We start from the raw sequence: 14247 nt of genomic DNA on the forward strand, positions 1-14247 counted from the left end.
AGCAGGCCGCACCGCACCGCACCACATCGCGCCCGATGGGAGTCACCCGACCATGCCGCCCGAACCCAGCGACCAGCCCCGCCCCCGAAACCAACGCCCGACCCTGCTGCTCACCGGCGCCGCGGGCGTACTCGGCCGGGCCCTGGTCGACGAGCTCTGCGACGATTACGACGTGATCTGCCTGCGCCACCGGACATCGCTGGACGACCCCCGGGTACGGGAGGTGACGGCGGACCTGAACACCCCCGGCCTGGGACTCCCGGCCACCGAGCGGTCCGGCCTCACCGCCGCCGTGGACGTGGTGGTGCACTGCGCCGCGGCCACCAACTGGCGGGCGGCACCGGCCGACATCTGGCGGACCAACCTGGACGGCACCCGCTCGATGCTCGACCTGGCGGCCCGCGCCGAAGCCCCCTTCTTCTACATGAGCACGGCCTTCGTGGCGAACCCGGTCGGAGCCGAGGAACGGCAGCGTTTTCCCGGGGCGGCGGCCTACCTCGCCTCCAAGGCGGCGGCCGAGGAAGCCGTGCGGTCGGCTCCGGTCCCCGGAGTCGTCCTGCGTCCGTCCGTGGTCATGGGCGACTCCGCCACCGGCCGGATCGCCCGGGTGCAGGGCCTGACCCGGGCGCTGGGAGGGATCGTCAAGGGGCAGGTCCCGGTGCTCCCGGGCTCGGCCGGGACGAGGATCGACATGGTGCCGCAGGACGTGGTGGCCCGCGCGGTGGGCGACCTGGTCAGGGCCGGCGTCACCGAGGGCGAGTACTGGCTGACCGCCGGGGCCGCGGCCATCCTCCAGCGGGAAGTGGTCGACGTCTGCCTGGAGTTCGCCGAACGCCACGGCGAGCGCCCGCACCCGCCGCGGCTGATCCCCCTGGAGGCGGTGCACCGGCTGCTGCTCCCGCTTCTCGAAGGACCGTCCTTCCCCGAGTCGGTGCGGCGCCGGCTCCAGGACTACGCGGAGCTGCTGCTGGTCTTCCAGCGGGAGCTGCCTTTCGTGTCCCACCTGGGGACGCCGCACTGCGGCACGGCCCCCACGCGCGCCGCGATCCGGTCGGCGCTGGTGCGCAACGTGGAGTGCTGGGCGGTCGGCCGCCAAGGCCTGCGCCGGCTGCGCCGGCTGCCGACGGCGCCGGCCCCGGCGGAGCTGGCGTCATGACCGCCGTACCGGCCGCCCGGCACGCGGCCGTGGGGTCACCGGGGGACACCGCCGAACTCTGCCGACGCCATCTGGGCTCCGGCCGGGCCATCATGGGCACGGTGCTGGGCGGCATGGTCGAGACGTACTCCGAGGGCGCCTGGGTGCACACCGACGACGGACGCCGCTACCTGGACTTCGGGGGCTACGGCGTCTTCATCCTGGGCCACCGCCACCCCGCGGTGGTCGAGGCCGTGCACCGGCAGCTCGACGCGCACCCCCTGGCCACCCGGGTGTTCCTGGAACCCGTCGCCGCCCGGGCCGCCGCCGCGCTCGCCGCCCGCACACCCGCCGGGCTGGACCACGTCCACTTCGTCAACTCCGGCGCCGAGGCCACCGAGGCGGGCCTGAAACTGGCCCGCGCCCACGGCCGCAACGCCCTGGTGACCACCGTGTCCGGCTACCACGGGAAGACCCTGGGGGCGCTGAGCGCCACCGCCAACACCACGTACCAGGCGCCCTTCGAGCCGCTGCTCCCGGACACCGCACAGGTCGCCTACGGGGACCTGGCCGGGCTGGAGGCCGTGCTCGCCGAGCGCCGCGACCGCGCGTGCGTGATCCTGGAGCCGGTGCAGGGCGAGGGAGGGGTACGCGTTCCGCCTCCCGGATACCTGGCGGAGGCGGCCCGGCTGTGCCGCGCCCACGGGGCCTTCCTGATCGTGGACGAGGTGCAGACCGGCCTGGGCCGGCTCGGCACCTGGTGGGGCGTGGACGCCGAGCGCGTGGTGCCGGACGTCCTCCTCGTCGGAAAGGGGCTGAGCGGCGGCGTCGTGCCGGTGGCCGCGATGGTGGCCACCGAGCACGCCTACGGCCCGTTCTCCCGCGACCCCTACCTCCACACCTCCACCTTCGGCGCCTCGCCGATCGCCTGCGCCGCGGCCCTGGCGGCGGTGGAGACCATGGACCGCGAGGACATCGTGGGCCGGGCCGCCTCGCTCGGCCGGCGACTGCTCGCCGGCGTCCGCGACGCCTGCGCCCCCTACCGGGGCCGCCTCGTGCACGACGTCCGCGGCCGCGGACTGCTGATCGGCGTCGAGTTCGGCCGGGCGCAGGCCGTCGGCGAGACGCTGCTGGAACTCGTGGCCCGCGGCGTCCTGGTGAACCACTCGCTGAACTCCACGCGCGTGCTCCGGCTGACGCCCCCGGCGATCGCCGGACCCGACGAGACCGCACTCTTCCTCGCCACCCTCGCCGAAGCCCTGCGGGCCGTGCACGCACGCCTCGGCTGACCGTCTGGACGAACACCATGCGCCAAGTGACAGTACGTATGACGGCCCACGACATCGACCCCGAGAGCGCCTACCGGAGAATCAGCGACTTCCGCCGGTACCCCGAACTCACCACAACGGTGCGCGAGGTCAACGTGCACCCTCCCCGCCCCGACGGCTCGCTGGTCTCCGACTGGACGGTCTCCTTCCGCAACGGGCTGATGTGCTGGACGGAACGTGACGCCTTCTCGCCGCTCACCCGCTCCATCACCTTCGAACAGCTCAGCGGCGACTTCGAGACCTTCGAGGGCAGCTGGACCTGCGAGGACCACGAGGACGGCACCGCCGTCACCTTCCGCGCCGCGTTCGACCTGGGGATCCCCACACTGGCGGAGATCCTCGACCCGGTGGCCGAGTCGACCCTGCGCACCAACATCCGGCAGATCCTCCAGGGCCTGCTCGGCACGGTGACGCCGGCCGAAACCGTGGACGCCGAGCATGGCTGACCTCGCCCTGGCACAGTCGCTCCGCCCCGGCGGGCAGCTACGGCAGCTACCGGACGAACCAGGCCCGGACACCGCGCACTGCCTGCGCCTGTACGCGAAACTCGCCTCGGGCGTCACCGTGGTCACCGCACAGAACGCGGGCGGACCCACCGGGATGACCGTCTCCTCCCTCACCTCGCTGTCGGCCAGCCCCCCACTGCTGCTCGCCTGTCTGCGCGACGGCTCGCACACGTTGACGGCGGTCCGGGCGCGGGGCGTGTTCGCGGTGAACCTGCTGCGGGAGGAGCAACGACCGCGGGCGGCCCGCTTCGCGGATCCGGCGGCCTCGTCGGAGCAGCGGTTCCGCGAGGTCCCGGTCCGCCGGGTCCTCGGGGTGCCGGTGTTCGGTGACGCGCTGGGCTGGTCGGTCTGCCTGGTCGAGGACATCCGCCGGTACGGCGACCACTGCGCGGTGGTGGGGCGGGTGGCCGCGGTCCAGGTCGCCTCGGGACGGCCGCTGCTCTGGCACGACCGGGGATTCTGCGCTCTGTCGGAGCCGGGTGAGCCGACGGCCGGGGAAGGAGCGCCCCGGTGAGCCTGTTCGCGGGGGGCACGCCCTGCTGGGCGCCCGGTGACCCGGCCGGGCAGGGCGACGAGACCCCGCTGCCCGAGGTGCGCGGCCGGCTCGGCGCCGATGTCGCGGTGGTGGGCGCCGGCCTGGTGGGGCTGTCCACGGCGTACCACCTGGCGCAGCGCCGGCCCTCGCTGGACATCGCCGTGATGGACGCGCGGCGGCCGGCGGCGGGCGCGAGCGGGCGCGGCACCGGGCTGCTGGGCCCTCGGGTGGGCCCGCCGCTCGACCGGGCGGTGCGCCGCCACGGTCCGGCCACCGCGCACCGGATGCACCAGGCCGGCGTCGAGGCGGTACGGCACACCGTGGACCTGTGTGCCCGGCTCGGCGTCCCCTGCACGGACGGGGAGCAGATCGTCGCCGCGCGCTCCCGTGCCGGCCTGGTGTCGCTGGCACGGCAGGCCACCGCCTATCGCGCCCTGGGCCTGGACGTGCCGGTGCTCAGCGCCGCCGACATCCGGCGGCGGGTGGACGTGCCGTACCAGGCGGGTCTGCTGCACCGGCACGCCGCGACCCTCGACCCGGCCGCGCTGACGCGGGCCCTGGCGACGGCCTGCGCGGCCAAGGGCGTGCGGCTGTACGGCGGCAGCCCGCTGCGGGAGGTCCACGACCGGGACGGACGGATGTCCGAGCTGGTGTTCCCGCACGGCACGGTACGGGCGCCGCAGGCGGTGCTGGCGGTGAACGCCGGGGTGGCCGGGCTCGGGCTGCCGGTGGGCACCGTGCTCGCGCTGGAGGTGCACGCGGTGGCGACCGGGCCGCTGGGCCCCGAGGCGCGCGCACTCCTCGGCGGGGGCGGCCCGGCGGTGATCGACGCCGTGCCGCTGGCCCCGTACTTCCGCCTCACCGGCGACGGCCGGCTGGTCGTGGGGGGCGGCACCGCCCTCCACCCGGACGGGACCGCCCCCCGCCGCATCGCGGAGCTGCGGGTCTTCGCCTGGGACCGGCTGGAGCGGTGGCTGCGGACCCTGCACCCGGCCCTGGCCGAGGTCGAGGTCACGCACCGCTGGGCGGGCCGGATCGCGGTGACGGCGGACGGACTTCCGGTGGTGGGGCCGGTCCGGGGCTTCTGCGGCGTCTGGTACGCGGGCGGCTGCAACGGGCACGGGCTGGCGATGTCGGTGGCGCACGGCGCCCACCTCGCCGCGGCCCTGCTGGGTGCCGAGGACACGCCGGAGCCGCTGCCCTGGCACCGCTCCCGGGCACCGCGGCTGCCGGTGTCGCGGGTCACCCGGCCGCTGCTGCGGGCCTGTCTGGCCTCGACGGACCGGACCGTACGCCGTGCGGCATGGCCCGAGCTCGGTCCACGGCGGTAGGGGACGCACATGCAGCACGGACGCAGTACTGACCGGGAAAGGGGCACCACGATGATCGGCACGCTGCTGGCGAAGCCGCTGGAACTCATGGAGGCGAACTTCCGCAGGCCGACCGGGCGGGCCGGGCGGTTCTTCGGCAACCTCATGGCCGTACAGCACCGGAGTCTCACCGTGTGGGCGATCGAGCACATGGACGTGCGCGCCCGCCAGCGGGTACTGGACGTCGGCTGCGGCGGCGGCATGGCGGTGAAGCTGCTGTCCCGGCGGGCCGGCCAGGGATTCACCGCCGGGGTGGACCACTCGATGGAGATGGTCGAGCAGGCGGTACGCCGCAACCAGGCGGGCATCGCGCGGAGCCGGGTCGAGATCCGGCACGGCGACTGCGCGCACCTGCCGTACGCGGACTCCTCCTTCGACCAGGTCTGCGCGATCGAGACCTACTACTTCTGGCCGGACCCCGTGCTCGGCCTCGCCGAGGCGCACCGTGTGCTCAAACCGGGCGGCCAGGTGTCGATCACGCTGGAGATGAGCCGGGAGGCCGATGACGATCCGTCACTGGTGCAGCGGGTCTTCGGCCGGCGTTTCACGGAGCGCTCGGAGCGTGCGGGGCTGCACATCCTCTCCGGCGACGACCTGGTGGACAGCCTCACCAAAGCCGGCTTCCGGGACGCCCGGTTCGTGTCGGAGCCCCGCCGGTCGCTGGGCTGGGTCTGCGCCCTGGCCCGGAAGTGAGGGCGGGCCGATGACCGAGGCACGCGCCCACGCGGCGATGCCCGCCCCCAGGGCGGAGGGCCTCCCGGTGCTGGGCAACGTCCTGGACTTCCGCCGCGACATCCTCCGGGCCATGGGCCGCGGGCGCGCCGCCCACGGCGACCTGGTCCGCTACCGGCTCGGCCCGGTGACGGTGCACGGCGTGTCCAGCCCGGAGCTGGCCGCCGAAGTACTCACCGACACCGACCGGTTCGGCAAACTCGGGCCGGACAACCCGCTGCGGCTGGTCCTCGGCGAGGGCCTGCTGACCAGCGACGACCACAAGAGCTGGCTGCGCAACCGCCGGATGATGCAGCCGATCTACACCAAGCAGTCCCTCTCCGGCATGTACGCCATGATGGGTGTCGCGGCGGCCGAGCAGATCGCGCACATGTCCGCCCGCTACCGGACGGGCGCGGCCCTGGACCTGCACAAGGAGATGATGCGGGTCACCCTCGACATCGTCAGCCGCTGCATGTTCAGCACCGATGTGAGCCGCACCCTGGCCGGGCTCGGGCCCGACGCGGTGGACGTCGCGATCAACTACGCCTTCGACCGGCTCCAGAACCCGTTCAGCCCGCCCACCCACTGGCCGACCCCGCGCAACCGGCGCTTCCACCAGGTCATGCGGGGACTCGACGACCTCATCCACCGGATCATCGCGGAGCGCCGGCGGTCCGGCAGCCCCGCCGGCGGCGGGGACCTGCTGGACATGCTGCTGGCCGCCCGCGACGCCGACACCGGCAGGGGGATGACCGACCGGGAGCTGCGGGACGAGGTGATCACCACCTTCGCCGCCGGGCACGAGACCACCGCGATCACCCTCACCTGGGCCTTCTACCTGCTGTCCCGGCACCGCGAGGTGCTGCGGCGGGTGCAGCGCGAAGTGGACGGCGTGCTGGGGGACGAACTGCCGACCCCCGACGACCTGGCGGCCATGCCGTACACCCTGCGGGTCTTCGAGGAGGCCCTGCGGCTGTACCCGTCGGCGCCGATCGTCCCCCGGCTGGTACAGCGGGACACCGGACTGGGCGGCTACCGGGTACCGGCCGGGTCACGGGTCCTGGTCAACCTGTACGACGTCCACCGCCACCCACGCCACTGGCCGGACCCCGAACGCTTCGACCCGGACCGCTTCCTGCCGGACGCCAGCAAGGAGCGCCACCGGTTCGCCTACCTGCCGTTCGGCGCGGGGCCCCATCTGTGCATCGGGAAGCACTTCGCGCTCATGGAGGCGCATCTGCTGCTGACCGCCCTGGTGCGCCGCTGGGAGTTCCGGCATGTCCCCTCACACCGGGTGGTGAACCACGCCACCATCACTCTGAGGCCGCGGTACGGGATGCTGATGACGATGCATCAGCGGACGTCCTCGGCCGACCTCGTCACGAAGAACGGACCTCATGAACGCTGACCCTGGGATCCTGGACCCCGAGCGCCTCAACTGGACCCGGTACCGGCCCGGCCGGCGAGCCGGCCACTACGAGAGCTTCTACCAGCGCGGCAACCACCCCACGGAGCCCCGCGCCTTCTGGATCAGGTACACCGTGTTCAGCCCCGCGAAGATGCCCGAGGCCGCCATCGGCGAGCTCTGGGCCGTCTGGTTCGACGGGGTGACCGGACGGCATGTCGTGGCCAAGGAGGAACACCCCATCGCCGACTGCCACTTCAGCCCCGACTCGTTCGGCGCCCGGATCGGCGACCGGCTGCTGGAGCCCGGGCGCCTCAAGGGTGAGGCGACCGGCCCGGACGGCGCCATCGGCTGGGACCTGACGTACACCGGGGACCACCCGCCGCTCCTCCTGCTGCCGCCGAGGATGTACACGGGCGGGTTCCCCAAGGCCAAGAGCCTGGTCGGCACGCCGCTCGCCCGGTACAGCGGCAGCCTGCACGTGGGCGGCGAGACCATCGCCGTCGACGGCTGGACCGGCAGCCAGAACCACAACTGGGGCAGCCGGCACACCGACCACTACGCGTTCGGGCAGGTCGCCGGCTTCGACGGGGAACCCGACAGCTTCCTGGAGGTCGTCACCGCGCGCGCCAGGATCGGTCCGCTGCGCGTTCCGCAGGTCACCTTCCTCGTCCTGCGCCACCAGGACCGCGAGTACTCCCTGGTGTCGCTGCGGCAGGCGCTGACCGCCAAGGCGGACTTCGGCTACTTCTACTGGGACTTCGCCACGTCCGACGAGACCGTCGACATCCGCGGGCGGATGACGGCCCCGGCGGAGCGGTTCGTCGGTCTGAACTACTACAACCCGCCCGGCGGGATCAAACACTGCCTCAACACGAAGATCGGCTCCTGCACGGTGACGGTGGCCAACCGGATGACCGGCAAGCGGACCGAACTCAGGACCGACGACCGGGCTCTGCTGGAGATCCTCACGGACGACCGTGAGCACGGCATCACCATCCGCGCGTGACCGGCCCGGCTCCGCTCACCGAGCGCATCACGGTCCGGGTCCCGCCGCTCACCGCGTACACCGCCGTGAGCGACGTGACCCGGATGGGCCGGTGGAGTCCCGAGGCGCGCGGCGCCTGGGTGCCGGGCGGCCGCGGGCCCGCCCGCGTCGGAACCCGCTTCGTGGGCATCAACCGCGCTTCGTGGCTGCCCTGGGCCACCCTGTGCACCGTGGTCTCCGCCCAGCCGGGAGTCCGCTTCTCCTTCGAGGCCGGTTTTCCGGGAGTGGCCCTCTCCCGGTGGACGTACCGGTTCACGGAGGTACCCGGGGGATGCGAGGTGACGGAGGAGTGGCTGGATCTGCGGTCGGGAGCCGCCGGACGACTGCTCACGGCGGTCGCGCCCTTGGTCACGGGCGTGGTCCGGCGTCGTGAGCGCAACCGGGCGACGATGAGGACGACACTCGCCGGGCTCCGGGCGGCCCTGGAGAGCGGCGGCTGAGACGGGTGCGGACCGGGCGCCGGGTCCGGCGGCGTCTCACCGGGGTCTGCGGCGGCGGTGATCCAGCAGCAGAGCCATGGCGCCCAGGGCGAGCAGGCCCCGGTGGGATCGGCGCTCGCCTCCAAGAGAGGGCGGCGTCCTCGGCTGGTGGACCTGGAGCGCGAACCGCCGGTTGGCGGTGTCGGCCAGCAGTCCGCGCAGCTGCTCGGGGCTGGTGCTGGCGGTGACCATCAGGTCCATCGTGGTACGGGCCAGCTGCTCCAGCGAGAGGAACTCGCCGAGCAGCGACAGCACGATGCCCCGGACCTCGCCCTTGAAGATCTCCGCCAGCGACAACTCGGGCGCCAGGCAGCGGACCGAGCCCTCCAGATTGGCGAAGGACTTGCCCAGCAACGAGATCGCGGGCGCGGAGCCGATGCCCCGTTTGGTGGCCTTCTCCAGCACGGTGGTCAGTGACACGCCGAAATTGAGCTCGTCCAGCGAGGCGTTGGCGATCTTGGGGACCAGCGCCGCCATGTCGGCGGCGAACGCCGGGAGGTTCGCCCAGGCGGTGAGTTTCCCCATGTCGGCCCAGGCGCGGGCGAGGCCGTGTCCGTCGTTCTGTGCCAGCGCCATCAGCAGCGGAAGCAGTTGCAGGCTGGTCCGCTTGTCCAGGCGCCCCACCATGCCCCAGTCGATCAGGGTCGCCTGCCCGCCGGGCAGGGCGAAGACATTGCCCGCGTGCGGATCCGCGTGGAACGTCCGCTGGACGAAGTAACCGCGGTACATGAACCGCAGCAGGTCCTTGCCGATGTCGGTGCGTTCGCTGTCGCTGAACGCCGTCCGCTCCAGATGCCGCACGGACATGCCGGGAGCCATCGACTGCACCAGCACCCTGGGCGTGGCCGACAGCACTTCGGGGACCGCCAGCGTGCGGAAGTCCCGGACGGCCTCCCGGGCCTCCTCCATGTTGCGCGCCTCACCGGTGAAGTCCAGTTCGGGCTCCATGGCGTCGAAGATCGAGCCCAGCATCGCCTCGACGTCGATGACCTCGTTGAACCGCGGTGCCACACGTGCCACGATCCGGGCCGCCCTGCGCAGCAGAGCCATGTCCGCCCGCACCGCCTCACGGATCGCGGGCCGCTGGATCTTCACGACCGCCGGCCGTCCCCCGGGGAGGGTGACCCGGTAGACCTGGGCCAGCGACGCCGCTCCCAGGGGCCGCTCGGTGTCGATGTCGTCGAATCTGAGCTTCCAGTCGGCGCCGAGATCACGCTCCAGGACGGGCTCGAACGTGGCGAACGGCTGCACGTCGACCTGGTCGTGCAGGTTCTGGAACTCGGCGATCATCGACGGCGGGACCATGTCCGGCCGGGTGGAGAGGATCTGGCCCAGCTTCACGTAGAACGGCCCGAGGCTCTCCAGAGCGTGCCGTACGGCTCGGGCACGCCGCCGCGCGTCCCCGGCGGAGGCTTCGTCGGCCTCCGCCGGGGACCAGCCGTCCCTTCTGGATCTGCCGCGTTCCCGCGCCGTACGACCGACCTCGTCGGCGATCAGACTGCCCAGCACCTTCACGACCAGCCGGAGCCGGTCGCCGACCAAGGCCCTCACGACGCGGGCTCACTCCTCGGGTTCTGCGGTGGCCGGCCCGGCGTACCGGGCACGGTCAGCGGTCAGTGGGGCGACAACACAGCGGCAGGAACGGCGGCGGTCACACCTTCTTGGCCGGCGGGCGGACCGTGGTGGTCTCCGCGATCTCCTGGACGGCGTCCAGGGCCCCGACGAGCGTGGCGAGCAGTTCCGTCAGCCTGGCGATCTGCTGGGGCAGCTTGGTCAGGGACTCGGCCAGGCCGCCCAACTCCCCCGCGGAGGCGGGCAGAGCCGCTGCCGCGCCGGCGAGCTGACCGAAGGCCGCGAGCGGATTGGCCGGGGCGGACGACCCGCTGAGGGCCGCCACGGGATTGACGGCGCCCGCCAGGGCGGCGAGCGGGTTGGCCGCCCCGGCGAGGGCCGCCGCCAGGGGGTTCACCGCCCCGGAGTTGCGGTCCGAGGTGTCGGCCAGGGCGGCGAACGGGTTGGCACCCGCGAGCGCGGCCATGGGGTTCGCGGCGCCGCCGAACGCCGCCAGCGCCTGGAGCGCACCGACCGGCGTCCCGGCCAGGGCCGCCAGGGGAAGGCCGGCGGGGAACCAGTCCGGGAGGTCGGACTTCCTGGATTTGCTCGGCGGATCCAGAATTTCGTTGAAGGCCCTGTTGGAGCTGTCGGCGATGTCGCTGAGGAAATTCTTGATGGTGTCCTGCGTGCTCGGCTTGTCGGCCATTCTTACGGATTTCCTTCCTGAATTGGCATCATGGTGTCGCCCAGGATGCCGAACCTTTTCCTCCGGTTGTCCGCAGGGTTAGCCCAGGGTTTTGCTGCACATATGACGGAGCCTCGCCCTGCCACGTGTGAAAGCACCCTCGGCGGCCTTTACGGAGATCTGGTTGATGCGGGCGAACTCCGCGACGGAGATCCCGTCGGCCCGCGCGAGTATGACCTGCCGCTCCCTGCCGCGGAGCTGATGGACCTGCCCGAGCAGCCAGCGGCCGAACTCCCGGTCACAGACGGCTTCCTCCACCATCTCCGGCTCCCGGGCGGCGGCGGTGCGTTGCAGCAGGCGCGACCATCGCTCGCGGTCCCGGTGATAGTCGACGCACAGCCGAAGGGCGACCGAGGTCAGGAACGCCCCCAGCCGGTCGGGGTCCAGATCGCGGTGGGCCGCCGCGCGCAGCAGCGTCTCCTGGACGCAGTCCTCGGCGTCATGGAGATTGGGCAGCCGACGGCGCACCAGGCGGATAAGGCGCTCACGATGCTGGATCACATCGCGCCAGGAGGAATTGTCAGATGGTTGCATGCACGTCACCAATGATCGAACGACTGAAATGCGCTTAGTAGGTGTGTTCGTGCATGCTTTCCTGCAGGCCGAGTGCCCCCATTTTTTCTACCCCCTCCCGTCCTGCGGCCAGAATTTTCCTTGCCGCGCGAGAAGATAGACAAACCCGCCTCATGGATAGTAATACAAAACTCGGCTTGATTTACATTCGGCTGAAATGCACTGTGGAGTCAAGGCCTGTTCGGCTAGGGTCGCCTCGTGACGGGTGACGCTCCCCGTTGTGCCCTGATGTGCCCTCGCGGTGGGTGATCGAGGTAGAACTGCAGGTCGGACGCGTGTTTTGGGGGCACTGTGCGATTGAGAGTGGAGTTCACGACCGAACCCTTCGACCTGGACGAGGCGCCCGCGCACGCCCTGGTGGCACGGGAGGTCGTCGAGTCCGCCGAACTGGACGCCGTGGACGTCGGCCCGTTCGGCAACACGGCGGAGGGGGACGTCGGCACGGTGCTCGCGGCCGTCGACGCGCTGCTGCGCAGGACTCTGGAGGCCGGTGCCACCCGGATCACGCTCCAGGTCAACGTCATCGGGGAGGGCGAGTGAGCGGCAACGGCGACGAGCCCTTCATCACGGCGGTCAAGCCGCTGGTCGACGCCATGGGCGGGGAGATGCTGCCGCCGGACGAGGCCGGCCCCGACGACGTCGTGCTCGCCTGGGCGGGCGTCGCCGTCGTCGCCGTACGCCTGCCCCAGCTCGCCGACTCCCTCGACCACATCCTCGCCGCCATGGAGCGCAAGCAGGGCAAGCCGCTGGCCGACCTGGACCGCAAGGCCAAGCAGGAGGTCGTACGGATGCTGGAGGCGCGCGGCGCCTTCGCCGTCCGGCACGGCGTGGAGACCGTGGCCGGCGCGCTCGGCGTCAGCCGCTTCACCGTCTACAACTACCTCAACCGCGAGAAGCATCCCTGAGTGTTCCTCCGGGGCGGAATTTTCAACAAAGTGTTGACGCGGTGTCGCGCAGGGCGTTAGCTGGCGGCAGCCCGTTCAGCACGAAGGCCGTCCGCGGCCACGGAGGCTCCCGTGACGTCGACTTCCCCGCCCCCGGGCCTGGCCCGGTTCAACGCCCTGGAGGAGCACGCGGCCTTCGCCGCCCTCCACGACGCGTGCGCCTCCACCGTGTGGGCCGGGCGCCTGCTCGCCGCCCGCCCCTACGCCACCGCCGACGACCTCTACGCCGCGAGCGACGCCGCCATGGCGGAGCTGGCCACCGAGGACCTCGACGAGGCGATGGCCGGGCACCCGCCGATCGGCCGGCCGAAGCCGGGCGACCCCGCCTCGGCCCGGGAGCAGCGCGGCATGGCCGGCGCCTCCGCGGAGCTCAGGGCGGAGATGCTCGAACTCAACCTGGCCTACCAGGAGAAGTTCGGCCACGTCTTCCTCATCTGCGCCACCGGCCGGACCGGCGAGCAGATGCGGGACGCCCTTCAGGCGCGGATCGGGAACCCGCCGGAGCAGGAGCGGGAGATCGTCCGCACCGAGCTGGGCAGGATCAACCGCATCCGCCTGGCCCGACTCGTCGAAGAGGACGCCTGACACCATGAGCACCCGCACCACCGCCTCCGTGTCCACGCACATCCTGGACACCAGCGCCGGCCGCCCCGCCGGCTCGGTGACCGTCCACCTCGCGGCCCGCGGCGGCAGGGACGCCGCATGGCAGGCACTCGGCGGCTCCGCGACCGACGCGGACGGGCGGTGCAAGGACCTCCCGGACCTGCCGGAGGGAACGACCCACGTACGGCTCGACTTCGCGGTCGAGGCGTACTTCGAGAAGTCCGCGAAGAGGCAAGCCGAGGCGCAGCAGGACGCCCCCGCGAATCGGGACAGCGGCCCCGGTGTGTTCTTCCCGGAGGTGGCGGTCACGTTCGCCGTCGTGCCGGGCGAGCACTACCACGTACCGCTGCTGCTCAACCCGTTCGGCTACTCCGTTTACCGAGGGAGCTAGCAGACACATGCCCATCCTGGGACAGAACCAGTACGGCAAGGCCGAGAACCGGGTCGTCAAGATCACGCGGGACGGCGCCGTCCACCACATCAGGGACCTGAACGTGTCCGTGTCGCTCTCCGGCGACATGGACGACGTCCACTACTCCGGCTCCAACGCCAACGTCCTGCCGACCGACACCACCAAGAACACGGTGTACGCGTTCGCCAAGGAGCACGGCATCGAGTCGCCCGAGCAGTTCGGCATCCACCTCGCCCGGCACTTCGTGACCTCGCAGGAGCCCATCCACCGGGCGCGCATCCGCATCGAGGAGTACGCCTGGGAGCGGATCGAGCACGCGGGGGAGGGCGCGCACTCCTTCGTCCGCAAGGGCCAGGAGACCCGGCTGACGCAGATCACGTACGACGGTGCGACCTGGGAGGCCGTCTCCGGCCTGAAGGACCTCGTCGTGATGAACTCGACGGACTCCGAGTTCTGGGGCTACGTCAAGGACAAGTACACGACCCTCCCCGAGGCCCACGACCGCGTCCTGGCCACCGAGGTCTCCGGCCGCTGGCGGTTCGGCTGGAGCGACGACGGGCAGCCGAAGCCCGACTGGGAGGAGTCGTACGCACAGACCAGGCGGCACCTGCTCCAAGCCTTCGCCGAGACCTACTCGCTCTCGCTCCAGCAGACGCTGTACGCAATGGGCGCCCGCGTCATCGACCACCGGCCCGAGATCGACGAGATCCGCTTCTCCCTCCCCAACAAGCACCACTTCCTCGTCGACCTGGAGCCCTTCGGGCTCAAGAACGACACCGCCGACGGAGCGGTGTACTTCGCCGCCGACCGGCCCTACGGCCTGATCGAGGCCACCGTTCTGCGGGAAGGGTGCGAGGCGAAGATCCCGGCGGACCTCACCAACCTCTGAAGGACGA

General features: G+C 72.0%; 17 protein-coding genes. 14 read left to right on the forward strand and 3 right to left on the reverse strand.

Annotated elements, in window-relative coordinates; translation table 11 throughout:
- Window positions 1–52: 52 nt before the first annotated feature.
- The 9 genes from ACFY01_RS12665 to ACFY01_RS12705 are packed head-to-tail and all read left to right on the forward strand — an operon-like array spanning window position 53 to window position 8481.
- Window positions 53–1156: an SDR family oxidoreductase gene (locus ACFY01_RS12665; protein ID WP_390735698.1), complete on the forward strand. Its 1104-nt coding sequence runs from the start codon at window positions 53–55 to the stop codon at window positions 1154–1156.
- Complete coding sequence (locus ACFY01_RS12670) at window positions 1153–2424, forward strand: aspartate aminotransferase family protein (RefSeq protein WP_390735699.1); 1272 nt, start codon at window positions 1153–1155, stop codon at window positions 2422–2424. Before ACFY01_RS12665 ends, ACFY01_RS12670 begins: the two co-directional genes overlap by 4 nt.
- A 17-nt stretch (window positions 2425–2441) precedes the next feature.
- Window positions 2442–2909, forward strand: a complete 468-nt coding sequence (locus tag ACFY01_RS12675; RefSeq protein WP_390735700.1) for a type II toxin-antitoxin system RatA family toxin — start codon at window positions 2442–2444, stop codon at window positions 2907–2909.
- The gene (locus tag ACFY01_RS12680) at window positions 2902–3483 is read left to right on the forward strand and encodes a flavin reductase family protein (protein WP_390735701.1); all 582 of its coding nucleotides are present in this window, start codon (window positions 2902–2904) and stop codon (window positions 3481–3483) included. The genes ACFY01_RS12675 and ACFY01_RS12680 overlap by 8 nt, the downstream gene beginning before the upstream one ends.
- Window positions 3480–4835: an NAD(P)/FAD-dependent oxidoreductase gene (locus tag ACFY01_RS12685; RefSeq protein ID WP_390735702.1), complete on the forward strand. Its 1356-nt coding sequence runs from the start codon at window positions 3480–3482 to the stop codon at window positions 4833–4835. The genes ACFY01_RS12680 and ACFY01_RS12685 overlap by 4 nt, the downstream gene beginning before the upstream one ends.
- A gap of 51 nt (window positions 4836–4886) precedes the next feature.
- Entirely contained in the window at window positions 4887–5567 is a 681-nt protein-coding gene (locus ACFY01_RS12690) for a class I SAM-dependent methyltransferase (protein ID WP_390735703.1), read from the forward strand.
- Between the two features lie 10 nt (window positions 5568–5577).
- Window positions 5578–6996, forward strand: coding sequence for a cytochrome P450 (locus tag ACFY01_RS12695; RefSeq protein ID WP_390735704.1), 1419 nt, complete (start codon window positions 5578–5580; stop codon window positions 6994–6996).
- Window positions 6986–8002 (forward strand): hypothetical protein, encoded by a 1017-nt coding sequence (locus ACFY01_RS12700; protein WP_390735705.1) that lies wholly within the window; start codon window positions 6986–6988, stop codon window positions 8000–8002. The genes ACFY01_RS12695 and ACFY01_RS12700 overlap by 11 nt, the downstream gene beginning before the upstream one ends.
- Window positions 7999–8481 carry an SRPBCC family protein gene (locus ACFY01_RS12705; RefSeq protein ID WP_390735706.1) on the forward strand — a complete coding sequence of 161 codons (483 nt, stop codon included), beginning with the start codon at window positions 7999–8001 and terminating at the stop codon, window positions 8479–8481. Before ACFY01_RS12700 ends, ACFY01_RS12705 begins: the two co-directional genes overlap by 4 nt.
- A 36-nt stretch (window positions 8482–8517) precedes the next feature.
- On the opposite strand, the gene ACFY01_RS12710 is transcribed toward ACFY01_RS12705, so the two are convergent.
- The 3 genes from ACFY01_RS12710 to ACFY01_RS12720 all read right to left on the reverse strand — a co-directional run bounded on the left by ACFY01_RS12710 (window position 8518) and on the right by ACFY01_RS12720 (window position 11353).
- Window positions 8518–10071, reverse strand: coding sequence for an ABC1 kinase family protein (locus tag ACFY01_RS12710; RefSeq protein WP_390735707.1), 1554 nt, complete (start codon window positions 10069–10071; stop codon window positions 8518–8520).
- A 100-nt stretch (window positions 10072–10171) separates the two neighbouring features.
- The gene (locus ACFY01_RS12715; RefSeq protein WP_390735708.1) at window positions 10172–10780 is read right to left on the reverse strand and encodes a hypothetical protein; all 609 of its coding nucleotides are present in this window, start codon (window positions 10778–10780) and stop codon (window positions 10172–10174) included.
- 78 nt (window positions 10781–10858) lie between these two features.
- Window positions 10859–11353, reverse strand: coding sequence for an RNA polymerase sigma factor (locus ACFY01_RS12720; RefSeq protein WP_390735709.1), 495 nt, complete (start codon window positions 11351–11353; stop codon window positions 10859–10861).
- Window positions 11354–11683: 330 nt separating this feature from the next.
- Between ACFY01_RS12720 and ACFY01_RS12725 the strand changes: the two genes are divergently transcribed.
- From ACFY01_RS12725 to pucL, 5 genes are all read left to right on the forward strand, one after another.
- On the forward strand, window positions 11684–11932 hold the full coding sequence (locus ACFY01_RS12725) for a hypothetical protein (RefSeq protein ID WP_390735710.1): 249 nt from the start codon (window positions 11684–11686) through the stop codon (window positions 11930–11932).
- Window positions 11929–12297, forward strand: coding sequence for a helix-turn-helix domain-containing protein (locus ACFY01_RS12730; protein ID WP_390735711.1), 369 nt, complete (start codon window positions 11929–11931; stop codon window positions 12295–12297). Before ACFY01_RS12725 ends, ACFY01_RS12730 begins: the two co-directional genes overlap by 4 nt.
- A gap of 111 nt (window positions 12298–12408) precedes the next feature.
- Entirely contained in the window at window positions 12409–12921 is a 513-nt protein-coding gene (gene uraD, locus ACFY01_RS12735) for a 2-oxo-4-hydroxy-4-carboxy-5-ureidoimidazoline decarboxylase (protein WP_390735712.1), read from the forward strand.
- Window positions 12922–12925: 4 nt separating this feature from the next.
- The gene (gene uraH, locus ACFY01_RS12740) at window positions 12926–13330 is read left to right on the forward strand and encodes a hydroxyisourate hydrolase (protein ID WP_390735713.1); all 405 of its coding nucleotides are present in this window, start codon (window positions 12926–12928) and stop codon (window positions 13328–13330) included.
- Between the two features lie 7 nt (window positions 13331–13337).
- A complete protein-coding gene (gene pucL / locus ACFY01_RS12745) occupies window positions 13338–14240 on the forward strand; it encodes a factor-independent urate hydroxylase (protein ID WP_390735714.1) in 903 nt (300 codons plus the stop codon).
- Window positions 14241–14247 lie beyond the last annotated feature (7 nt).

It is taken from the genome of Streptomyces sp. NPDC001480 (genome assembly GCF_042894725.1).
Classification (GTDB): Bacteria; Actinomycetota; Actinomycetes; order Streptomycetales; family Streptomycetaceae; genus Streptomyces.